The 22,043-nt window shown below is 60.2% G+C and carries 24 protein-coding genes; 5 read left to right on the forward strand and 19 right to left on the reverse strand.

Annotated features, from left to right (window positions below; translation table 11 throughout):
* Nucleotides 1–236 precede the first annotated feature (236 nt).
* The 4 genes from CS1BSM3_RS25275 to CS1BSM3_RS25290 all read right to left on the reverse strand — a co-directional run bounded on the left by CS1BSM3_RS25275 (nucleotide 237) and on the right by CS1BSM3_RS25290 (nucleotide 3,500).
* Nucleotides 237–845 carry a response regulator transcription factor gene (locus CS1BSM3_RS25275; protein ID WP_072392578.1) on the reverse strand — a complete coding sequence of 203 codons (609 nt, stop codon included), beginning with the start codon at nucleotides 843–845 and terminating at the stop codon, nucleotides 237–239.
* On the reverse strand, nucleotides 838–2,454 hold the full coding sequence (locus CS1BSM3_RS25280; RefSeq protein ID WP_083528896.1) for an ATP-binding protein: 1,617 nt from the start codon (nucleotides 2,452–2,454) through the stop codon (nucleotides 838–840). Before CS1BSM3_RS25280 ends, CS1BSM3_RS25275 begins: the two co-directional genes overlap by 8 nt.
* A 242-nt stretch (nucleotides 2,455–2,696) precedes the next feature.
* Nucleotides 2,697–2,933, reverse strand: a complete 237-nt coding sequence (locus CS1BSM3_RS25285) for a hypothetical protein (protein ID WP_072392584.1) — start codon at nucleotides 2,931–2,933, stop codon at nucleotides 2,697–2,699.
* A 156-nt stretch (nucleotides 2,934–3,089) separates the two neighbouring features.
* Nucleotides 3,090–3,500 (reverse strand): c-type cytochrome, encoded by a 411-nt coding sequence (locus CS1BSM3_RS25290; RefSeq protein ID WP_174263786.1) that lies wholly within the window; start codon nucleotides 3,498–3,500, stop codon nucleotides 3,090–3,092.
* A gap of 155 nt (nucleotides 3,501–3,655) precedes the next feature.
* Between CS1BSM3_RS25290 and CS1BSM3_RS25295 the strand changes: the two genes are divergently transcribed.
* From CS1BSM3_RS25295 to CS1BSM3_RS25305, 3 genes are all read left to right on the forward strand, one after another.
* On the forward strand, nucleotides 3,656–3,892 hold the full coding sequence (locus CS1BSM3_RS25295; protein WP_072392590.1) for a YdcH family protein: 237 nt from the start codon (nucleotides 3,656–3,658) through the stop codon (nucleotides 3,890–3,892).
* 220 nt (nucleotides 3,893–4,112) lie between these two features.
* A complete protein-coding gene (locus CS1BSM3_RS25300; protein WP_072392593.1) occupies nucleotides 4,113–4,598 on the forward strand; it encodes a flavodoxin family protein in 486 nt (161 codons plus the stop codon).
* 468 nt (nucleotides 4,599–5,066) lie between these two features.
* On the forward strand, nucleotides 5,067–5,513 hold the full coding sequence (locus CS1BSM3_RS25305; RefSeq protein ID WP_072394555.1) for a VOC family protein: 447 nt from the start codon (nucleotides 5,067–5,069) through the stop codon (nucleotides 5,511–5,513).
* 233 nt (nucleotides 5,514–5,746) lie between these two features.
* On the opposite strand, the gene CS1BSM3_RS25310 is transcribed toward CS1BSM3_RS25305, so the two are convergent.
* The 5 genes from CS1BSM3_RS25310 to CS1BSM3_RS25335 form a co-directional block, all read right to left on the reverse strand.
* Nucleotides 5,747–6,052 (reverse strand): hypothetical protein, encoded by a 306-nt coding sequence (locus tag CS1BSM3_RS25310; RefSeq protein ID WP_072392595.1) that lies wholly within the window; start codon nucleotides 6,050–6,052, stop codon nucleotides 5,747–5,749.
* A gap of 38 nt (nucleotides 6,053–6,090) precedes the next feature.
* Entirely contained in the window at nucleotides 6,091–6,411 is a 321-nt protein-coding gene (locus tag CS1BSM3_RS25315) for a hypothetical protein (protein ID WP_072392598.1), read from the reverse strand.
* Nucleotides 6,412–6,649: 238 nt separating this feature from the next.
* Nucleotides 6,650–7,630 (reverse strand): DUF4189 domain-containing protein, encoded by a 981-nt coding sequence (locus tag CS1BSM3_RS25320; RefSeq protein WP_143149351.1) that lies wholly within the window; start codon nucleotides 7,628–7,630, stop codon nucleotides 6,650–6,652.
* 181 nt (nucleotides 7,631–7,811) lie between these two features.
* Nucleotides 7,812–8,420, reverse strand: coding sequence for a ubiquinol-cytochrome c reductase iron-sulfur subunit (gene petA / locus CS1BSM3_RS25325; protein WP_072392604.1), 609 nt, complete (start codon nucleotides 8,418–8,420; stop codon nucleotides 7,812–7,814).
* Nucleotides 8,421–8,805: 385 nt separating this feature from the next.
* Nucleotides 8,806–9,357 (reverse strand): hypothetical protein, encoded by a 552-nt coding sequence (locus tag CS1BSM3_RS25335; protein ID WP_143149352.1) that lies wholly within the window; start codon nucleotides 9,355–9,357, stop codon nucleotides 8,806–8,808.
* A 363-nt stretch (nucleotides 9,358–9,720) separates the two neighbouring features.
* On the opposite strand from CS1BSM3_RS25335, the gene CS1BSM3_RS28380 reads away from it, so the two are divergent.
* Nucleotides 9,721–9,933 (forward strand): zincin-like metallopeptidase domain-containing protein, encoded by a 213-nt coding sequence (locus tag CS1BSM3_RS28380; protein WP_280174783.1) that lies wholly within the window; start codon nucleotides 9,721–9,723, stop codon nucleotides 9,931–9,933.
* Between the two features lie 220 nt (nucleotides 9,934–10,153).
* Here the strand turns inward: CS1BSM3_RS28380 and CS1BSM3_RS25345 are convergent, their stop codons facing one another.
* The 7 genes from CS1BSM3_RS25345 to CS1BSM3_RS25375 all read right to left on the reverse strand — a co-directional run bounded on the left by CS1BSM3_RS25345 (nucleotide 10,154) and on the right by CS1BSM3_RS25375 (nucleotide 15,810).
* Complete coding sequence (locus CS1BSM3_RS25345) at nucleotides 10,154–10,966, reverse strand: ABC transporter ATP-binding protein (protein ID WP_072392615.1); 813 nt, start codon at nucleotides 10,964–10,966, stop codon at nucleotides 10,154–10,156.
* Nucleotides 10,963–11,763 carry a pyrimidine utilization protein D gene (rutD, locus tag CS1BSM3_RS25350; protein ID WP_072392618.1) on the reverse strand — a complete coding sequence of 267 codons (801 nt, stop codon included), beginning with the start codon at nucleotides 11,761–11,763 and terminating at the stop codon, nucleotides 10,963–10,965. Before rutD ends, CS1BSM3_RS25345 begins: the two co-directional genes overlap by 4 nt.
* 9 nt (nucleotides 11,764–11,772) lie before the next feature.
* On the reverse strand, nucleotides 11,773–12,573 hold the full coding sequence (locus tag CS1BSM3_RS25355) for an ABC transporter permease (protein ID WP_072392621.1): 801 nt from the start codon (nucleotides 12,571–12,573) through the stop codon (nucleotides 11,773–11,775).
* A gap of 19 nt (nucleotides 12,574–12,592) precedes the next feature.
* Nucleotides 12,593–12,982, reverse strand: a complete 390-nt coding sequence (locus CS1BSM3_RS25360) for a Rid family hydrolase (RefSeq protein WP_072392623.1) — start codon at nucleotides 12,980–12,982, stop codon at nucleotides 12,593–12,595.
* Nucleotides 12,983–13,013: 31 nt separating this feature from the next.
* The gene (locus CS1BSM3_RS25365; protein ID WP_072392627.1) at nucleotides 13,014–13,715 is read right to left on the reverse strand and encodes an isochorismatase family protein; all 702 of its coding nucleotides are present in this window, start codon (nucleotides 13,713–13,715) and stop codon (nucleotides 13,014–13,016) included.
* Complete coding sequence (locus CS1BSM3_RS25370; protein WP_072392630.1) at nucleotides 13,712–14,731, reverse strand: ABC transporter substrate-binding protein; 1,020 nt, start codon at nucleotides 14,729–14,731, stop codon at nucleotides 13,712–13,714. The genes CS1BSM3_RS25365 and CS1BSM3_RS25370 overlap by 4 nt, the downstream gene beginning before the upstream one ends.
* A 173-nt stretch (nucleotides 14,732–14,904) precedes the next feature.
* Nucleotides 14,905–15,810, reverse strand: coding sequence for a LysR family transcriptional regulator (locus tag CS1BSM3_RS25375; RefSeq protein WP_072392633.1), 906 nt, complete (start codon nucleotides 15,808–15,810; stop codon nucleotides 14,905–14,907).
* Between the two features lie 446 nt (nucleotides 15,811–16,256).
* Between CS1BSM3_RS25375 and CS1BSM3_RS25380 the strand changes: the two genes are divergently transcribed.
* Entirely contained in the window at nucleotides 16,257–17,060 is an 804-nt protein-coding gene (locus CS1BSM3_RS25380) for a DUF2189 domain-containing protein (protein ID WP_072392636.1), read from the forward strand.
* Nucleotides 17,061–17,413: 353 nt separating this feature from the next.
* On the opposite strand, the gene mdoH is transcribed toward CS1BSM3_RS25380, so the two are convergent.
* The 3 genes from mdoH to CS1BSM3_RS25395 all read right to left on the reverse strand — a co-directional run bounded on the left by mdoH (nucleotide 17,414) and on the right by CS1BSM3_RS25395 (nucleotide 21,858).
* Complete coding sequence (gene mdoH, locus CS1BSM3_RS25385) at nucleotides 17,414–19,219, reverse strand: glucans biosynthesis glucosyltransferase MdoH (protein WP_072392639.1); 1,806 nt, start codon at nucleotides 19,217–19,219, stop codon at nucleotides 17,414–17,416.
* The gene (locus CS1BSM3_RS25390; RefSeq protein ID WP_174263787.1) at nucleotides 19,216–20,850 is read right to left on the reverse strand and encodes an OpgD/OpgG family glucan biosynthesis protein; all 1,635 of its coding nucleotides are present in this window, start codon (nucleotides 20,848–20,850) and stop codon (nucleotides 19,216–19,218) included. The genes mdoH and CS1BSM3_RS25390 overlap by 4 nt, the downstream gene beginning before the upstream one ends.
* Nucleotides 20,851–21,135: 285 nt before the next feature.
* Nucleotides 21,136–21,858, reverse strand: a complete 723-nt coding sequence (locus tag CS1BSM3_RS25395; protein ID WP_072392641.1) for an SH3 domain-containing protein — start codon at nucleotides 21,856–21,858, stop codon at nucleotides 21,136–21,138.
* Nucleotides 21,859–22,043 lie beyond the last annotated feature (185 nt).

Raw genomic sequence — 22,043 nt, forward strand, 5'->3', positions numbered from 1 at the left:
ATTGTCACAGAAAACTACTGCTGCTGCGGAGGCCTCCTGCAGCAGGGAAAAGGCACCGGGGAATGCTCCGTTTCTGGCGCCCAGAAAATGCGGAGATTCAATGTCTTTGGATCAGCCGGTGCGTATCGGGCCCGAAACCCGGCCACGTGCCGCACGACCGCCCGGCCGCGTCGTACGCGCGCGGACGCCGGCCTTCTATTGTGGAAAATACGTACGGGATCGTTCGCTCGGTGTTCTCACTCGGAGGTGTCGTGCGACCCGATGAGGCGCACGAGATCCGGGAGTGCCCTCGAGGCAGTCTTCTGCATGATGTTCGCGCGGTGAACTTCGACGGTGCGAACGCTGATCCCGAGCCTCGCCGCAACGACCTTGTTGGCGAGCCCCGAAACGAGAAGCAGAGCGACCTCTCGCTCGCGCGGGCTCAAGACCGAGAGCCCGGAGCTTGCCTCGCTCCCATCGGCATCTGCCTGCCGATCGCGCGCAAGGGATCTCGCCGCTCTCAAGCTCTTGAGAAGCACTTCGTCGCGAAAAGGCTTCTCGATGAAGTCGACGGCGCCTGCCTTGAGCGCAGCGACCGCAACAGGGACATCCGAATGCGCGGTCATGATGATGACGGGTAGCGCCAACGCGCGCAGCTTGAGCTCCTTGACGAGTTCTATGCCGTTCATCGCCGGCATACGCACATCGGCGACGACGCAACCATGCCAACCCGGCCGTACGACGCTCAGAAAGTCCAGCGCGGAAGCGAATGTTTGCGCGCGATAACCGGCTGTCGCGAGCAGGACCGCAAGGGAATCACGAACCTCCTCGGCATCGTCTATTACGTAGACGGACACATCACGCATCGCGGATCTCCGCGGATGAGCGCGGCAGCGTCAGCTTGAAACACGCGCCTTGCGGCAACGCCACGGCCTGCAGATCGCCCTCGTGCGATTCGAGGATGGATTTGCTGATCGCGAGGCCGAGGCCCATACCTGACGCCTTCGTACTTACGAACGGCAAAAAGAGCCGCTCCATCACTTCCGCGGCAATTCCCGGTCCGGTATCGGCCACGGAAATCTCGATCAGGTCCCCTTTATCCATGCCCGATACCGTTATGGCACCGGAAGCCATCTTTGCTTCGGAGATCGCCTGCACAGCATTGCGCAGAAGGTTCACCAAAACCTGCACGATGCGCACCTGATCCACATAGACCGGCGGCAAGGCCGACAGGCCAACTGCACGTAGATCTATGTGCGCGGCATCGGCTTCCGCCGAAACCAGATGGAAGGCCCGCTTCACGGTCTCGTCAATGTGCGAAAGGCTCAGGCGTAGTTCGCTCTTCTGCATGAACTCTCGAAGACCATGCACGGTTTGGCCTGCGGCCTCGACCTGGCTGATGCCCTTGCTCAAGACCTCCGCCGCGCGCTCCAGATCGGGATCAGGAGCCTTGATCATGCGCAACGCTGCCAAAGTATAGTTCATGGCCGCCGTGAGTGGCTGGCTCAGTTCATGGGCGAGCGCGGAGGCCATTTCCGATCCGATGTTGAGGCGCTGAAGATGCGTGAGCTCGGTCTGCTGCGCCTGGACCTGCCCCTGAGAACGCCTGCGCTCGCTGACCATGGTTCCGAGCAGAAGAGCGGTGACCGCCAGCACGATCAGGCGAAGCTGAAGCTCGGTGCCTGCCCTGAGCGTATGTATCAGCAGCCAGTCCGAGACAACTGCCGACAGGAAGACGAACGCCAGCGCGATGGCGGCTCCGCGCTGCCCATGCCGCGTCGTGATCCATGCAAGCGGCAGGAACAAGACATAGAAAAAATGCACCTCGGCATTGGCGAAACGCCCGAAGACCTCCCACACGATCGCTCCGAGGGCCGCGATCTGCATCACCGTCTCGTACGAGATCAACGGCCAGCGTAGAACGCGCGTCGGAGCGAAATCATAGAACATGAGGATAGGCGAAAAGCAGAGAATGGCTGTGAGATTGGCGACGAAGATCCGGCCTGCAACAGCAAGGGCGGCGGTCTCTGATGGAGCTGCTATCAGGACCTCGCACAGACGCACGAGTGCGATACCTCCGGCCGCGACTGCTGCCGCGACGAAGAACGTCGAGACCGTACGCAACGGGGCAAAGTCGACGCTTCGGTCCTTAGCGGAGATCAAAATTGCAGCGATGAGAACCGAACTGCCCTCGGCAAAGGCTCGTGGCGCGATCCACACCCAGCCTTCTATCGTCGCACCGTGCAGGAAGCCGGCAGCGAGCGGCGCGGCAAAAACCGCAGGCCACCACCGGACGCCGAAGCGCACCAGCAATGCAAGGCTCATTGCCGGCGCGGCGTTCCATAGCTTGAAGTCGACGCCATCGACCGCGTGCCAGGCGGCCAGCGCATCGCCTATCGAATAGAGTACGAAGTACGCCAGCGCGACGCGAGCCACGTTTTCCAAACCGCGGGACGAGGCCACCGAAGCCTGCACAAGCTCTCCTTTGCCATACCGCCTTGAATGCTTTTTATGGGCTGCGCCGGAACAAGACGACCAGCGCGGCAGAGCATCCGCACTGAATGGAACACGGGATCACATCGATTGCCATAGGATCCATAGTGGCGATCTTGGCGCATACGACAGGACAGGGGAAAGCCATCGCATTGCACTACCGTGCGAAGACGCCCCAGCCCTGAGAGAGGAGGATGACTACAAGCCATCCCACGCGAGAGCGCTCAGCTCTCGTAGCCCCGCGGAAAATCTTGCAGAGCAAATACGGCCTGGATCGCATCAATGCCGATGAGCTCGATGCCGCCTCCCAATATCGCAGGCGTTTCACCAGGACGATGTTTGGTGATGGCTCGCTTCACCGCGACCTTCAGCGGCATGGTGTACTGACCTGTAGGCTTCGAACTGAGCTGCCCCAGGTCTCGAATGAACGAGACATTCGCGTGAAAATCGAACTCAATCATGGCATCATCCTTTGTGAAAGGGATGCCCACCCGTCAGCCTAGTGACTAACCCCCAATCGTGACAGTTTGGACAAAGCCTTCTGCGACAGATTGGCATTTGTGGGTCTGAGGCTTTGCTAGAGGGCATCGCACGGAAGCCCGCCCTGTTAGGTCTTGTTAGGTCTTCGACGGATACTGCGGCTTCTGCCCCCCAGGCTTCACCAAGGGCGCCACGTCCGGATTGGTGCGCAACGTCTCAAGGTACGCGAGAATGTCCTGAATCTCGTCCCGTGTGATCTGGACATCGGGCATCGGCATGTGCGGCAGCATGAGGACGTTGCTAATGCGGTCGGCAGACTGCCCGGGGCGGTTTGCGATGCCCCGAAACGTACCTATGCCCTCGGGGGCCGACTTTCCTGAGCCATCGACAAGGTGGCAATTGGCGCAAAGCCGCACCGCGAGCGCGCGGCCGCGATCGGCGGAGGGTTCTGCTGCTTGCGCGAGCGCCCAATCCGCAAGCGCGGCAATGCCGGTCGCAGCCACTGCCGCGCACATGACCCTCGTCGCGCCCCTGGTCCACATGCTCATGCTCAATACCCCTAAGCGTCGTGACAGCGCATCGTGTTTGCGAGCAAGAACAACACGCGACGTTCCTCCCCATCCTTGATGCAGCGCAAAGCCGGCGGGTAAGCGAGCCGCATAAGAGATGGCCAACGCGCAAACCCGATAGCAGGCAGACATTCATGTCCAATACGCCCCATACCCTCGCCGAGGAGTTCCCAGACCAAGCCGAAGCCATTCACCGGCTCAAGGTGAGCAATCCCGCCTTCGCGAAACTGCTCGAGGAATATGACGACGTGAACGACCAGATCCATCTGGCCGAAACCAACGTAAAGCCCGTCGAACACCTGCATGAGGTCGAGCTCCGCAAGCGGCGCCTGAGCATCAAGGACGCCATCGCTGCGGCCTTGTCGGCCTAGCCGGTGTTGGCGCGGGAGGGGGCAGCCCTTTCGGGGGCGCCTCCATGCCGTGATCAGCCCTGCCATCCAACAAGGCGAGTGGAAGCGCTCGGCAGGGCGCAAAGCTCATCCATGCGGCTTCGTTGCACTTTGACATGCCGGCTTTTGCCCTTGCGCCGCATCAAGTGCCGGCGAGCGTCCCCGTGCCATCCGTTACGTGAAGAGCCAGTAGAGGAGAGCGATGATGACTACTCTCGTCGTCTACTACTCGCTGTCGGGCAACACGCGCACCGTTGCGACGGCGCTCGCACAACGACTTGGCGCCGACATCGAGGAAATTCGCTGCAGTCGCTATACGCGGAGCTTTTCGGGTTTCCTCCGAGCTTGCTACGATAGCTGGAGGGGATATCTGCCTCAGCTCGAGCCGCTGCAGCACGCGCCGTCCCGCTATGACCTCGTGGTGGTCGGCGGGCCCATCTGGGCATGGCACCCTGCACCTCCTGTGCGTGCGTTCCTGCGCCAGGAGGCTTCCCGGATTCCCGCGATGGCTTTCCTCCTGACGCATGGCGGCGCGGCGGCACAGCAGTCTTTGCGCGAGATGGAGCAGCTTGCCGGGCAGGCGCCGACGGCGACCCTCGTCGTGCGCGAAGTGGACATCAAGAATGGCGGCTTCGAGGCGGCGGTATCGTCGTTTGCTTCCACGCTCCAGAAGCAGCAGGCTGCCTGACCACGCGGCAAAAGACGGTCATCGGTCCTCAAGCGCACACCGAGGTTCTGCACTAGCGTGCGGTGGTCGTTAGGCCAGAGTGTCAGCGGAGGACAGAAAGCGCGGCTTTCAGCCGCGCGCCGCCGTTGCGGGACACAGCCGGCTCTGGCCCGATCGCCTCTTAGGAAGACCGGGCGCGGTTCCGTCTGGCGGTGCGAGATGAAAACGGTCAACAATCGCCCCTCGTCGAGCCCAAAAGCGACGTGATCCCCGTTGAAGTCGGCGAGACGAGGCGACAGCGGGATCGTTTTGATCCCAGAATTTGCGACCCGCGCGGCTCAGCCGGTCGGAAAAAAGTTCCTGCCGATGTCGGGATCGTGCCGCCCGGTTCGTCCTCTGGGACACAGGAGCAATTGTGAACCTCCCGGTCGCGGAATGACCATCTTGCGGCGCGAGGGGTATCGAAGCCCGATCAGGAAGGAGACCACCATGAAGATCGTGACCAGCCTGAGCTTCCAGGGCCAGTGCCGCGAGGCGTTCGAGTTCTACGCCAAGGTTCTGGGCGGAAAGATCACTGCGGCCTTTCCCTATGGAGATGGACCTCCGGATATGCCGATCACCGATGAGAAGTACAAGACCTGGCTGATGCACTGCTGGCTCGAGGTCGGCGATCAGGCGCTGATGGGCGCCGACATGGACGTCGGCTGGGCCAGGAACATCGACAAACCCAAGAACGGCTTCGACGTCACCCTGCACACCGAGGACAAAGCCCAAGGGCAGCGCTGGTTCAATGAACTGTCGGAAGGCGGCAAGCCGGTCATGCCATTCGGCGAGACCTTCTGGTCGCCGGGCTTCGGTTCTCTGATCGACAAGTTCGGCGTGCCGTGGATGGTCAACACCATACCTTCGGCCGGCTGGAAGCCGCCGCAAGGCTGATCTCGGTCGAAGGAAGGCCGGCAAAACGTGCCGCAGCCGCGCTGTATGACAGCGGCGACGCTCGCGCCGTCGCCGAGCGGCTGAATTGAGCCCGTCAATGAAGGATTGATCGATCGGACAAAGAGGCGGAGCCGGCGCGGCCGCCAGCCAGAATGCGATGGCAATCAGGGCGGCAAGCGCGGCAGACGTGAGCCAGAGGATTTTGCGCATGACCGGCGCGAGCCTCTGAGCGGCTACGGCTTATTCTCCGGCTCGTTCTTCGATGCGCTGTTGCGGCCCGCAAGGAAGGCGACCACGATGAGCGCTGCGACGAGCAGCACACATGCGGCGATTGCCATGATGTCGAGACGCGATTGCGACCCCTGCGGCATCAGGACGACGAGCGGTGACCGCAAGAAGAGCCCAGCCGAGAAATAACTGGTGAGCAAAATGACGGCGGTGGCGCCGCCGAGCACCACACCCCACTCGTGTTCCAAGTAAATGAGCAGAACCGAGAGCAACACCGCGATGGCGATCACCGCCCAGACGACCAGCATCATTTGTTGAGCCCAACGTCCAGTGAAGGTCTGTCCTGTGCCTAGCTGGAGCAACGTATGCTGGTGACCATCAGAACGCCCCCCTGCACCATGCCGGTCGCGGTGAATTTCTTGCGGCCGAAATCCTCGCCGTGGCCACATCCCGCCGGCACCTTGCCTTTGCCCATCAGCATCGTGACCGTACATGGTTGAGCATTTTCAACGCTCCTGGCTGCCCATTGACCATCGCCCGTATCGACGGCTTCCGACATTGTCCCATTCAATGTCTGCTGAGCGCCCGCGCGACAATCGGCGGCCTCCGATGTGCTCAGCCCAATGCCGAGCAATATGGCCAAGGCTGCTGTTATCCTGACAATCGTCATGCGTGCGTCTCCCTTTGTCGCAGATCTGCCGCTCCAGAAGCGTGATGCTCTTAGGCTTGTCGAATATTCACGCGCGTGCGCGCCGGCCCGCCGCGCACCCGCCCTGCCAGATCGAAGCGCGCGGCATGGCAGGGGCAAAACCAGCCCTCCTCTGTGCTGCTGCAGTCTGCAGCCGAGATGCGTGCAGAGGCCGGGAGCTGCAGCGACCGGTTCAGCCGCGAGGTTGCAGAAATCCCAATCAGGACCGTGACCCGTCGCCGACACATCGCACGGCCTCGGGCACGACGAAGCAATTCTGGCCGCCGGCCCTCTTGCATTCGGCAAGGGCCCGCTCGCTGGCTGCTGAGGCGGGCTTGGCGCTGCCGAGCCCGACGAAACGGCGCGCTGCAGTACCCCAGTACATGTCGTGTGAGCGGGCGAGAGCGACGCATCCATCCGTACTGACGATCGACTTCATACAGGTTTCGTTGCGCTCCTCCGCTGTTGTCGCCGTGTTTCCCTTGTACCGCTGGCAGAGCGCTTCCGCCGCCGCCCAGGCCGCGCCGCCGCGCGCTTCGGCGGTCCCATAGAAGAGCCCACTTTCGGTCGTGATCAGTGCGACAATCAACTTTTCCGGCTCTTGCCGCGTGCCGGCGCGGTTCAAATGTTCGATCCGCTCGGCGATGCGTTTCACCATGTCCGCGAATTCGCTGCAGTTGTGGAATTGCAGTTCACCTGCGTTGCTCCAATTCCTGGTCGCAAAGTCGTAGCACACGCTGCGCCTCACCTCGCGCCTTGCTACTTCGACCCCTTTCGGATTGCCGGCCCGAGAAAACGATTTGGCAGCCTGCTCGAACTTGTCGGCCGCCGCTCCGTAGCTCTTGTCGTTGAACAGCGCTTCCGCCTCACGCCAAAAGGCCTTCGCCTCATTGAGACCGCGCGCGTCGTCTAGCATCGGCGACGTTGGACGCGGACACGGGATGATGCGGCTCGGGATGGCCCCGCCCTGCAACTCGCGCTGCGTCAGCTGTTGAGTGCCGCACTCGTTGCTGAACGTCGCGATGCCAGCGACCTGATCGATGACCGTATAGACACGCGTCCCATTGATTGTCTGATATCCGCTCTGCGCCGAGGCAGACACCGCCGCGGCAACACTGACCGCCAAGTATGCGGCGAGCGAAAGACCGGCACGGTGTCCCACGACTCCCTCCATCACTTTTAGGGTCGCACATCGCCCCATGCGTAATATCTCGTGCCAGGGACGCGAGTCCGCATCACCCAAACGGGTGAAAAGAGGGCTCACTGAGATGGAATGTGCGCGCCGGCGAGCAGTGGGCCACGCCCGGCGGCTGCCGAACTGACTCTGCGTGGATTCCCGTTTGTCTCCTGTGAAACGATGGCTGCGGCACAAGCCAGGGAAGTCAGGCCCTGCCGATCTCTATTATGCTGGTTGCAACGAAGCGATAGGGCGGCACCGGGAGATTGGTGCGCGCCGGCCCGCCGCGCACCCGCCCGGCCAGATCGAAGCGCGCGGCATGGCAAGGGCAGAACCAGCCCTCCCCTGTGCTGCCCGGTTCGATCGCGTGGAGAGGCTGCAGTCTGCAGCCGAGATGCGTGCAGAGGCCGACCACGACGAGCCATTCAGGACGTCCGGCCAGCGTACGGTTCGCATCGTCAGCGGGAGCATTGGCCGGAAGCGCCGCGTTCCTCGCGTGCGGATCAGGCAAGCTGCTGACCGCGACATTGCGGGCGCGCGCGATCTCGTCACTGGTCCGATGCCGGACGAAAACCGGCTGTCCTCTCCATGCCACCGTGACCGTCTGTCCAGGAGCGATCGGCACGAGATCGACAAGACGCGTCTCCGGTGGCGGCGTACCCGGGTTCGGATTCATCTGATCGATGAGCGGCCATAGTGCGAAGGCACCGCCGACGGCGCCGAACGCGCCGGTGACGACGGTGAGGAAATCGCGCCGCGTTGGCGGCGACGAATGATTGTCGCGGATTCCAGAGGTGTGATCGAGCGCAGTCATGGCCTTGCTTCTATCGCGCGACGTTCGGGCACCGCATACGTTTGCCCATAGAGCTATAAGGCTCCCCCTTCTTGAGCAGCAAATCCTTCGTAAAGTTACAAATTATTCCTCCGTCGCCTTCGTACCCGCTACAGAGATCTGCCCATTTTTCCATCTCCTCGCGTTCGCGAGTTGAATCGGCCTGAGCAAGGCCGGCGATCATAGTGCAACGTCTACCCCGCTCAGCTTGAGTCTGAGAATATGCCGGCGCGTTCATAAGCGCTCCGAAGAGCATGACGGCCAGGAAGCGTTCGAGCATCCAAAAACCCTTTTCTAGGGTCACCTGTCGCATTGGTGTCCATAACGCGCTGCGTCATATCCTGTAGCGAAAATGTTGGTCATGCGATCATTTCCCGCCACGACTCATTTCTCTCCTGATGGAATCAGGCACGCACTGCGTTTTATTGAACTGGGCAATGAGTTTGTCCCTCAGCGAAATCTCCTTATCGAGCTGTTCTTTCACCTGCTTGTGGCAGCCAGGATCGCCCTCGATCGTATTGATCTTGCTCAGCGCTTGCGCAAGATCCCCGGTTATCTTTTTCTCGGTCCTGTACGAGCTATTGACCGTCATTTCCACCAAACCATGCGTATCTGAAAATTCGAGCATATCAGGACAGTCTTCGCAGAATTTCTTCGTGAGTCGCTGACAGACGACCTGGAATTTCTTTATCTGGTCGCCCAGGCGGCTCACTTGCTTTTGAAGCTCCGCAACGGAGCCATCGATCGCTTTGATTGCTTCGCGGGTGGATTCCTCTTTGACCTGCTTGGCGCAATACAAGCGCGTGCACTGATCGAGCCTCTGCAGCACCATGCCGCCCTTTCCACACGCTGGATCAAGCGCGTGGGCAGAGAAAGTCCAGCAAAGAAACATTATCCCACCCGCGATCGCCGATTTCATTGAACCCCCTGAGATCATTTCGATTGGATAGGACGCGTGGTGTGTCACCTTGAAACTCTCAGCATCCTTCGTCACCGTATCGCTATGGTGCGCGCACGCATCACCCGTTTGGGTGATGCGCTGGGCTGATGGGCGGGGTCACATCGAATAACCGACTGCAGACTCAAAATGGAGGCATGAATGGCCTTCCAGAGTCCGAGCGCATCGCGCGCGCCGATCCCTTCTTTGCGGCGCTGAATATTCCGATCGTGGTCGGCGGCAACGAAGCCTGCTCAGCAGCCCGACTCAGCCCCAACACCGACGTCAGCAACGTCCGCCATGATTGGATTTCCACAGCAACTGTCAGGTTAAGTCGCCGAGCTGATCTCGGCGTACACCATGGCCTATCTCGGCCTCTCGGCACAGCCGCGCGACGACCATGCCCGCTACATCGCGAATTGGCTGAAGGCGCTCAAGGATGACGAGCGCGCCATCTTCACCGCCGCAGCGCGCGCGCCGATGGCACGCACCGCGTCCCCGTTGACGACGACGTCTTCCACGCCCTCCACGCCGCAAGACATCCTTCGGAATCGTTGAGCGACGTGCTGATCCGCAAGATTGCGCACCTCACAAGCCAACTCAACTGACGACGGTATCGCTAGCCTTCCGGCCTGGCTCGAGGACCGGCCCGCCGGCCGACAGTTCCCTCAATGGGCAATGCGCGCCTCAGCGTGCGAAGAAAGCGCCCTGCCGTTTCCAGCGCAGTGGGGCGCCCTTCAATTTACATGAGGGCCGCAAATAATCGGCTTTTCTCACCTCAGGCAACTTTGTTCTCCGAACCCTTTGCCTCGTCGATGATTTCGAGTTCCGACCAGATTTTTGCAAACATCGCCTGATACTCGGGATGCGTGCGGATATTCACGGCGTCAGTGCTCGCGTTCCGAAACGACACCGTGTGAACTGACTTTACCGTCGCCGGGCGGTTAGTGAGAACGACGATACGATCCGCCATTGAAATCGCTTCACCAATATCGTGCGTGATCAGGATCACGCTCTTGTTCTGCTCCTTGATGATGCGGGTCACGTCGGCCTGCAGCAGTATTCGCGTCTGGAAATCGAGCGCGGAAAACGGCTCGTCCAGAAGTATCACATCAGGGTTGAACGCAAGGGTCCGCATCAATGCCACGCGCTGGCGCATGCCCCCGGACAGCGCCGCCGGCTTGCTATTCTCGAAGCCCGATAGCCCATAGCGGCGGATCAGATCGCTAGCGATGGCGCGCGCTTGCGCACCGCGCATTCCTCTGATCTCCAGCCCTAGTGTGACGTTGTCGATGACGGTGCGCCAAGGTAGCAACAGGTCCTTCTGCAGCATATAGCCGACATGTCCTGTTGCCTTGTCGACCTGCTGGCCACCGACTTCGACGCGTCCGCCCTGCAGAGGAAGTAGCCCGGCGATCGCATTAAACAGGGTGGTCTTGCCACATCCCGATGGGCCCACCAGTGCAAGAACTTCGGAGCGTCTCAGATCGAGCGAGATGCTGCGGACGGCTTCCACCGGGTGTGCCGTATCTTCATTGTAAACAACGCGCGCACCGGACGCCCTGAGGACAATGTCATCCTGAGGTGTCACGACCGCGCACCGCGCTGGATGTAGTCGAGAACGATGCGATTGAATTCTGCCGGAACGGTCTGCGAAGCCGCGTGCGCGCCGTCTTCCATGATCACCAGCTCAGCGTTGGGTATGGCCTCGGCAAGCTCCCGCGAGAAGTAGGCGGGTGTAAGATGGTCGTCGCGAACGCCCAGAACGAGCACGTTCTTGTCGATCTCACCAAGCCGTCCCGTCCAATCGAATTTCAGCAACGCATCGATGCGGCTGTTCATGATGCCGACGTCGGGATCGCTGCCGTACACGTCCGCTTCAGTGCGCTCCAGCACTTCGATATTGTCGCGGATCCACCAACTGGGATGCAGGAAGATCGGCGTTGCCTTCACGTATGCCTGAGGACCGGACTTCAGCAGAAGCTCGCGCCGAACCTCGAAGCAGCGGCGGAAGAAGCCGTCCGCCTTTGTCCAAGCTGAAGCCATGACCACCCTGTCCAGCCGCTCGGGATGCGTGATGCAAAGTATCTGGCCTACGGCCGCTCCTGTCGAATGCCCAACAAAGTGCGCCTTTTCGATCCCGAGGCAATCCATGAGGCCTATCGTGTCGGCCGCCATCTGCTCTAGTGAGTACTCTATCTTCGAACGGCTGCTCTTTCCGGTGCCGCGGTGGTCGTGAATTACCACACGATAGTGCTTTGAGAAGCTCTCGAGCTGAGGCTTCCAATAGGAGCCGACGCCCCCCAATCCTGCGACGAGGACAAGCGGCTCGCCCGAGCCAAACTCCTCGTAGTAGATTTCAGCGTCTTCCAACTTTGCAAAGGGCATTGTCCGTACCTACCACTGCAGCTTCTTCTCGATCCATGAAACAACGACCTCAAGCATCAGAGCCATGATCATCAAGGAAAAGATGCCGACCCATACGCTGTTGAGATCGTAGAGCTGACCGGAGTAGTAGACCTTGTGGCCTAGCCCTTCTTCGGCCGAGATGTATTCGCCGACGACGGCCCCGATGAGCGCAAAGCCGACGTTGAGACGCAACGCAGACACAATCCAGGGCAGGCTGCCGGGCACAACAACGATGCGAAAGATCTGCAGCGGCTTGGCACCGAGAGATTGCAAGAGTCGGATCAGGTCGCTGTCGATCTGCTGTGTCCCCTTATGGGCCTGCAGGAATGCGACAATGAAGGTAATTATCGCGGCGATCGCGATCTTGGATTCCATTCCCAGGCCGAACCACACGATGATCAGTGGGGCCAATGCGATCTTGGGAACTCCGTTGAGGGCGATCATGTAGGGATGCAGGACTCTTGCCCATAGTGGTGAGAGCCAGAGCAGCAATCCGCTTATCGTCCCCAGCAGGCTGCCGATCAAAAAGCCGATGACCACTTCCTGCCCGGTCACCCAGAAATGGCGCAACAGACTTCCGTCAAGGAGCTGGCTCGCGAAGGCGGAGGCCACTCCAGAGGGCACCCCGTAGATATAAGCCTCGAGATAGCCGAGGCGGATGCCAGCTTCCCAGAACCCAAGAATGCCGACGAGTAGCCCAATCTGGTAAACTAGCACTCGCACCCGGAAGGAGGTTTGTTTGGTCCGCGTCTCGGCTTTGTTGGGTGCAGTTGTTGTGGCATCCACCATCACTTGGGTTTCCGGAGGCTCATGTTTTCGGAGGAATGTGCGCCGTAGCCGCGATCTCTACGAGAAATTCCTCGCGCACGAGCCCGCAAATGACGCAATATCGGGCCGGTGGGTTCTTGCCGAAATATGCACCATAGACTTCGTTGAATGCGGCGTAGTCCTCACGGCGCTTCAGGAAGATCGCGTTGTAGACGATGTTGTCGATGGTGCCACCGGCTGCTTCGACAACCGCCACGACCTGTTCGATGACGTACTTGGTCTGCGCCTTGACGTCGCCGACATAGAGGCTCTTGCCATCAGGATCGATTGCGAGCGTGCCGGCGACGTACACGGTGTCGCCGACCTTACTGCCGTGGACATAGGGCGCGATCGGCTTTGAGGATCCAGCAGGAATGATCGGTTGGAACATCGGCGTGGCTTCCTGTCATATATCGTTGGTGTCAGCTTTGAGCGAGACGTTCGCGCAATGCATCGCTCGTCGTCGTCCATCCAAAGAATGTCTCGACGTTGAAGATCGTAGCTTCCTGAATGTAGGTCGGGCCTGCCTGAAGGCAGCAGTCCGTCACCATGATGGCCTGATACTCGAGGCCGAAGGCGTCGCGAATGGTTGTCTCGACGCAGACATTGCTGGCCACTCCGACGACGAACAGCTGTCGGATGCCGCGGCTTCTCAGCATCGAGTCGAGCGGAGAGCTCACAAAGCCGCTGTATCGCGGCTTGGGTATGATGAAGTCGTCTTCCGTCGGCATCAAGGCATCGATCAACGCGTAGTCCCAGCCCCCCTTCGCGAGTAGCTTGCCGGCATACTGGGGCTCGTTGCGCATAAGCTTCAGAGCATTCGACTTCATTTGATTGGCGGCCAACGGACCACCGGCCTCCTTGTAGGCAGGATCCCAACCATTCTGGAGAAAGAAGACTGGAACCCCGGCGGAGCGGATATCGTTGAGGAGAGAAGCTATGCCCGTGATGACACCATCGATGCCGGTCAAATCGAAGCCAGCGAGATCCAGATAGCCTCCGCGAGACGCGTAAGCGTTCTGCATGTCGACGACGATAAGGGCCGTTTGAGCGGGATCGATCTCGACACTCTCCGGCCGGGCCGGAAGCGAAAAGCGGCCCGGTTTGGAGGCACGTCCGCTCATGGAAGGCCGAACTGTTCTGCTGCCTTCTGAGCGAAGGCATTGTTAACCATCTGGCTATAGGGCAGCACCGCGCGAAGGGTTCCGGCACCGCTCTCGTGCGCCACGAGTGTATTCCACTCCGCTTCCGATATAGTCGGGTTCTTCGGCGCAAGTGCAACCGCGCCGAAGAAGCGGGCTCGCGCCGCGTCAAACACCGCCTTGTCGAGCTGCGGAAATTCAAGTGCTGAGACTTCGGTGAACACCGCAGGATCCTGATGCAACATCTTCTGTGCCTCAGCGATCGCGTTGCAATAGGCCTGCACCGTGCCGGGATTCGCGTCGAGGAATGATTTCGTCACGAATGTCGATGTGAACACAGCCGGCCCCAGCTTCTCACCGAGTGAGTAGACGGTCTTTAGGCCGAACTTGGTCTCGGCGATGCTGGCATCCCACTCGAAGACGGTTGCAAAGTCCGCACGTCCGTCGGCGACGGCCTGCAATTGTGCGCCAAACGGAAGCTGGAGAATCTTCACGCCGTTGGCTTCCGGATCAAATCCGGCAACGACCTTCATTGCATACGTAGGCGTGGTGAACGTGTTGGACGGATACTTCAAAGTGGCAATCGTTTTGCCCTTGAAGTCCTCCACTGAATCGAACTTCACGCCGGGCTTCGCAACAACCCAAACAGAGATCTGTCCGGCAATCTTGGCAATGTTGACCATCTGTGCCCCTTCGACGGTAGCATTGATGGACATGCCTGTACCGGTCACCGCAAACTGTGCCTTGCCGGAAAGAAGAGCGGGAACTGGCTGCGCAATGCCACCGGCAGTCGACAGCGTCGGAGCGAGGCCGTGCTTCTCGAACAGCTTCTTGCGCATAGCGGTGTAGAGAGGAATATAGATGCCAAGCTTGATCGCCTCGGAGATGTGAATGGCGGTCGCGGCTATGCTGCTCGTCGGGATACCGATGCCGATCGCACCGGCTGAAGAGGCAAGTCCCGCCACGAACGCACGACGGCCGAAATCAACACTTGTCATGCAGATCTCTCTCGCTGGTGTCCATCGAAGGCTACGGCAATTCGGGTCAGCACTTCCGCTTACGGCAGCTGACACGTCGCTCTCACACCCTTCACACCCTAGCAGACGGGCGATAGGTGAATATTGCCGTTTTGAAATCGCGTTGTTGCGCGAAACGCAACACGCGGATGCCACTACCTGTGGGGTCTTATCTGCGAGAAATGTCGCTTCAAGGATTCGACAAGTTCTCTAGCTGCATAGGAAATATTTCGATCGCGATGAACGCACACGGCAACGCGTGAGCTGGAGAAGGCGGGCGATTGCACTCGAATTGAGCGGAGTCTGCCCGCAGAAACATCATCCATGACCATGAAGCGCGGCATGAACGCGACCGCACTCCCCAGCATCGCCATCCGCTTCGCCAGTTCCAGGGAATTCGTACACACCGTGATCTGGGGCGAAAGCTTCTCGCGGCGGATGCCGGTGTCGATCATCCGGCGCAATCCGAAGCTCGTCTCGGGCAGTGCGAGAGGATATGCGAGGATGTCTTTCAGAAGGACCGATCTCTTCCTTGCAAGGGGGTGACTCGGAGCCACGAGGCAGGTGAGCGGTTCCACGTACTCAACGACTTTTGCCAGTTCATCGCGCTCAGGACCGTTGAAGGTTATTCCAATATCAGTCTCATCGTCGATGATCGCCTCTACGATCCGATCAGTGGAGGCAAAGACTACATTAAACGACACTGCCGGAAATTTGGCCTGATATAGCGAAATCACGGTCGGCAGGAACTCTGCGATGAGGCCCTCCGGAGCATAGATGCTCACTTGGCCGCGACGCAGCCCCTTCAGGTCATCTATCGCACCCCGGATGCGCTCGAAATCGCGAAACGTGCGCTGCGTTTGGCGGGACAGGATGGTGCCGGCCGCCGTGAGGCGCATGCCTTGCCGGCTGCGCTCGAATAGTGCCGTGCCAAGGTCCTGTTCGAGACTGGCGATCATTCGGCTGATCGAGGACGGAGTGACGTGAAGGTTCTCCGCGGCACGCCGGATCGACCCGGTGCGAGCGGTTTCGTGAAAATAGCGCAGTGAGACGAACTCCACCGATTATCCCCGACGACCAACCCTGATTGCTCGCCCCCATGATCGCACATCCATGCCGTGCTGTGGCGCCGTACACACACCATGCTTAAAAGCCGCCAACAAGCGCAAACCCCGTCGCGACACGGCTTCTCAGCCACGCTGCGTGCGGAACTTCGCCCATTTGTCGCCTGCGACCTCGGCGTGCAACGGGCCTTGCTCCTGGAAGGCGCACCCTGATGGGCTGTGCCAGTTCCTGGATTGGCACGGCGATAGTTCGCGTGATCGTACTATCAGCGGCGCTGCGCAGGAGCGCCACTGCCTTGTATATCAGGGCATTCTGCGAGGGTCTTTCGCTGTGAAACTGCTGCACTGCTTGGCCGCCTAGCAACCTCCACGGGTACGCGAGCGTTGCCGCCTCAGGGAGCAAACCTCGGGAGAGACCCCCGACCAGCGATCAGGAGGTCCCAATGTCCACCAACGACATGATCACGCCACTGGCACGCACGGACGAGCTGCCGGTGGTTCGCACGATAAACTTCCATGACTTGCGACAATCGCTGATGCAAGGCCTTGACGACTTCCTGGCGATGAAGACCCATGTCGTCTTTCTCAGCCTGATCTATCCGATTGTCGGCTTGATACTCTGGTTTGCCACCGCAGGGCTCGATCTGCTGGCTTTGCTCTATCCGCTGGCGACCGGATTTGCCTTGCTGGGTCCATTCGCCGCGATCGGTCTCTATGAACTGAGCCGGCGCCGCGAGATGCATCTTGATACGTCGTGGCGACATACCTTCGATGTTTTGCACTCACCGTCGCTTGGCCCGATCCTGCTGCTCGGGTTGCTGCTGTTCGTCGTGTTCCTGATCTGGATCGCGGTTGCGCACGGGATCTACGTGGCAAACTTTGGAGTCCACGACCCCGAACCGCTCAGCGTCTTCATGCACAAGGTACTGACCACAGAATCCGGCCAACACCTCATCGTGGTCGGCAATCTCGTCGGCGCTGCCTTCGCAGTGTTCGTCTTCGTGATCAGCGTCATTTCGTTCCCGCTGTTGCTGGAGCGGGATGTGGGGGTGGCTGTTGCGGTGACTACATCACTCAAGGCAGTTGCCGCCAATCCCATTGTGATGACCTTTTGGGCCGCGATTATTGCTGGTGGATTGCTGATCGGCTCGTTGCCTCTGCTGGTGGGACTGGCTGTGGTCATGCCGGTTCTCGGCCACGCCAGTTGGCATCTCTATCGGTGCGTCGTTGAGCCACGCGTGGCTTAGCTGCCCGGGACCTTGGCGTAAAACTCGAACCTCTTCCCCAAGATGGTCATTCCGCGCTCGGGAGGTTCACTCAAAATTGTTCCTGCGTCCCAGAGGACGAACTGGGCGGCACGCCCCCTATATCGGCAGGAACATTTCTTGCGACCGGACGGGTCAGCGAAACGGAAACAAGCGCAATCAGCCCGTCGGTACATTGCAGCGCCTATGCCTGGGGAAGAGCATCATCACGCTGTTCGAGTGGCTCGGCGAGGTGCTGCCCCACTTCCTCAGCACCGCGGAAAACTGATGCTGTAAGATCCCTCTTGGGGCCTCGGGAAGGCGGCTACAGCCGGACACACTGTTTCGGCTCAACTTCAGGGTACGATCGAATGTGACGTTACCCACGTCACGAGAGGTGAGAGCACGAGGCCAATGATCACTGGCAGAAGCCAAGCAACGGCATACCATGAGAGCGAGGCCGCCGCGCCAGCGAGCAAGACACCCACAGCTACATGAACGACGTGAAACCTCAGGGCATCCGTCAATGAGATGATGCTGCCTTGGCGCTTCTGCGGCTTCCAGCCGGCGTCCTGGCGCAAGAGAATCTGAATGAGCGCCCTTGCGTGGTTGAGCATCGTCACTGGTGCCACAAGCACGCTATGAACGAGCTCGACCATCCAAAGAGACAAGAGCGAGCCAACACGCCCGAGCGGCTGACGATCACGACTTAGTTGTCCAAGCGCCAGTGTAAGACCCAGAAACTTCGGGAGGAGCACGACGGCCATCGTAGCAAGCAGCAGACGCAAGGCCGCGACCGGATCGTAGATCGGCCAATTCGGAAACAGCGACTTCGTGCTGTCGAAGTAGCTAACGACGCGCTGCTGCTCGATCCAGATCAGCCAGAGGCCCAGCAATATCACCAGCAACCACAGAGCGGACGACACATAGCTTGCAATGCCCATGCCCAAGTGAAGCCGGCTGACCGCCGTGAGCCCACGGGCACCAAGGATGCGTGCGTGCTGAAGGTTGCCCTGCATCCATCTGCGATCGCGTACGGCCATTTCGACAAACGTCGGTGGGCTTTGCTCGTGCGTGCCATCGAGACTCGTCAGCAGCGCGACCCGCCATCCAGCCCGCCTCAGCAACGCAGCCTCAACGAAGTCGTGGCTCTGGATATGTCCGCCCCAAGGGGCATTTCCTGGCAACACGGGCAGGCCCGCGTTCTCGGCGAACGCGCGCGTTCGTATGATCGCGTTGTGGCCCCAGTAGTTACCAGACGCGCCTTGCCAAGCGGCCAGTCCGGCGGCACTCATGGGGCCGAGGGTATTGTTCGCGAAGGCTTGCAGTCGAGAGAATTTGGTGTGGCCAGGGGAGAGGCGTGGCACTGTCTGGATAAGGGCCGTATCCGGATGGGCCTGCATGGTGCAGACCAGCTGCATGAGTGTCTCGGCGGACATGACACTGTCTGCGTCGAACACAACGAAGTGGTCGTAGCCGCCTCCGTGGGTACGAATCCAGTCAGCAATGTTCCCGGCCTTCTTGCCGACGTTGTGAGCGCGATTGCGATAAGCGAATGTAACCTTTCCGCCGATCTCGCGCGAAAGCGACCTGAAGATATCGCGTTCGGCCGTCCTGTCTTCCTGCGTTTGACTATCGCTCACGACGAAGAAGGCGAATGCTTCGATCGCACCCTTGTCTTCGAGGTCGCGGACGAGATCGCGAATGGCGGCGGCGATCTGGCGCGCATCTTCGTGATAGACCGGAAACAGTAGAGCTGTACGTGATCCAGTGGGAGCTTCCGCCGGCGCCGGCACAATGGAATTGCCGTCGGTACCGGCAAGCAGGCAGCACGCGCCAAGGAAGGCATTGGCTGCGCCGAAGGCCACCCAGGCAAATGCGAGCGTCGACAAGCCAAGAAACAGATAGTGCAAAGGCGTTCCGCCGTTGTGCAGGGCCAAGGCGTTGTAAAGTGCAGACGCGAACGCGAAGGTCGTGAGAATGGTAGTTAGCAGCAGCGCGACGCCCATGATCCGCGACATCAGCGGATCATGAACATTCGGTCTGTTGTCCTGCTGCAGCTCGCCATCGTACCAGAGCTCCTGCGCGTTCATCTCAGTTGGCTGAGCTTTCAGCGGGGGCCGAGCCAGCCATCTATCCTTGGCTCCGGCGTTCTCTGTCATTGACTATTTGTCCATCGGTAGAGCCACGTCTCGGGCACGCGACCATTCCAGTCGCTCAGGTTTACGCGCAGCTCGGCCAAATCCTTTCCTTGTGGATCGAAGATCAGACTGACGCGCAGGCCTCCCGTCTCTGGATTGGGTTGAACGACCAGATTGCGAATCTCGCCAACCGAGGTTGTGGCTTGCACCTTTGGTAGTTCCTTCTCGCCGAAGCGCTCCTGATCCAGGTAGTCGATTACGAAATGGATGCTTCCAGCAGCAGCTTCGTGATAGGCGCGGCCGATCCGAGTGTCGGATATCCACGGTCCGACGAAGCGGGTGGGTGTTTCATCGCGCCAACGAAGGCGATAGCTGAGTTGATACTCGCGACCTTTTTCGAGGTGCTGCGTAGGGCGCCAGAACGCGACGATATTGTCGTGGATCTCTTCCTCTGTCGGAAGCTCAACGAGAAAGACGCTGCCGGAGCCTGGACCGCGCATGAACTCCACCCACGCGCTCGGGCGACGCTCGTACCGCGCCTCCAAGTCCTCATAGTCGGCGAACTCGCGCCGCCGCTGGATCAGGCCGAAGCCGCGCGGATTGTTGTCGACAAAGGCACTCACCTGCAACTTGCGGGGATTGGTGAGGGGGCGCCAGATGCGCTCGCCGCTGCCGTTAAGAATGGCGAGCCCATCGGAATCGTGCACGCGCGGGCGGAAGTCCTGCACCCGCGTTGAATTGACCGGACCGACGAGGAACATGCTCGTCAAAGGCGCGATGCCGATTTCACCGAGGGCTTGGCGCGGGTAGAGCGTCGCGTTTACGTCGACGATCGTCTCGGCGCCCGGATGCACCGTGAACGTGTACGCGCCGCTTGCCGAGGGGCTGTCGAGCAGAGCATGGATCGTAACGACGTTCGCATCGTCGGAAGGCTTCTCTACCCAGAACTTTCGAAACGAGGGGAATTCCTCACCCTTGGTGCTTGCCGTCCCTACGGCGAGCCCCCGCGCGGACAGTCCATAGACATGTCCCCGACCGAGAGCGCGGAAATAGCTCGCGCCCTGAAAGACGATGATCTCGTCCGCCTTGTCGGCACCGTTGAGCGGGCCGCTGATGCGAAAGCCAGAAAGGGGCATCTCGACTGCTTTCAAGCGGTCGTCCATGGCGCCCTCGCGTTCGTCGAGAAAATCCGCTCCCGTGAACTTCACCGGCTGTGACCTCCCGTTTTCGATCGCAAGGAGTTCGATGGGGTGCTTGAAGAGCCAGCCGAGCGGCAGCCCATGAAGTTCGAGAGCTGGAGGTCGGCGATACCAGAGAGCACTCTTGGGCTGGAACCGCAGACGTCTGTAGTCATCATAATTCGCAGGTGCGGCCGACTTCACTTCGGCAGCGGCCTTGTAGGGGGTAAACGAGAGTTCCTGCGCCTCTTTGCGTACCGTCTCGGCAATGTTCGGCTGCGCAATCGCAGATTCGCTCTGCGTGATATCGGGGGCGCCCGAATCTCGGACGGGTTCGCCGACAGACGAGCTGATTGAGCCTGTGATGCAACACATACCGGCGATCGCAGCGGCGATCCGCCGGGTGCGCCGCCTTTCGACGTCCTCCGACAGCACGCACGCTGCTCCGCCAAGCCATTTCTTCATATCCTTCATGCGCTCCATCCGGGCTGCAAGTAGGGGAACGAACGCGGCCTGTTGTATTTCGTTCCCGCTCTGCTGCGTGACGAAGCGCACCAGGGCCGACCCGGTCGGCAAGCGGTGAGCGGCGATTGCGCGGCGCTCGTCGGCAGTTATTCGAGCACAACGACAGCCGTGCCGACGGTCACGAGGCACGCTGGATCGACGGCCTCATCTGGTGCTTGTGGCCGCGTCGGAAAAGCCCGCAAGCGTGAGAAGCCCGTTGCGGGCTTCTCACGGAATTCTGGCGAGCCTACGAGACTAGTTATCTCGCGCGCGACCGCCACGGTCGAGCCGCTGAGAGCGGTCACCAATTTCATTCGGTCGTGGCGCGCCGCGATCCTCCATGCGGAATTGCCGCATTTGATCTCGTGAGCGATCTACTCGACCGTCACCGCGGTCCACACGCGGGCCCTGGCGCTCGACTCGGCGTACCTGCACGGCTTCGCGCCGATCCGCGCGGCGTTCGGCGCGATCGACACCGCGGTCGCCACGGTCCTCGAAGCGGTACACCCGGCGCTCTCTCCAACCATCCGCTCGATCATCGCGGCGGTCCCACCGATAGTCCCTCCAATTGACCTCCCAGCGGTCGCTCCAACGCGAGCGCTCCACGTACCAAGGTCTGTTTCGGTAGTAGGAGTCCCAATAGGGTCCGACCGAGAACGTCACAATCGGCACATCAATCTCAGAGATGTACTCGACGAGCGGAACATATCCTCCTTCAGCTGCGTAGCTCAAATAGGCTGAATAGACCCATCCGCGGCCGCCCTCGGTGCTCACGTCGCACCAACTGTATCCAGCAAGGCAGCCGTGGATATCGACCGGCGTATTACCTGGAAGTACATCGACGACGGGAAACTCGGGTGAAGGTCCTGCGCGCATATTCAAGTCCATCGTCACGATTGCATCCTGCGCAAGCGCGGCAGTGGGAGCGGCGAGCGTGCCGATGAAGGCCGCCGCGAGAGGAGGTAGATAGCGTCTCATGAGCGTGTCCTTTCGAACGCATAGCTTTGCATGGCCGCAAGCTTCTGTTGGAAGGAACAGCTCGACGACACGTTTGTTCCTCTAGTGAATGCAGTTTGCAAATGGGCTCGCCCGCTACCGGGCGATATCGACCGTTCACGCACATCCGTCCGACTTCACTGTTATGCGCATGGAGCTATCGATGG

The organism is Hyphomicrobium sp. CS1BSMeth3 (genome assembly GCF_900117415.1).
GTDB lineage: Bacteria > Pseudomonadota > Alphaproteobacteria > Rhizobiales > Hyphomicrobiaceae.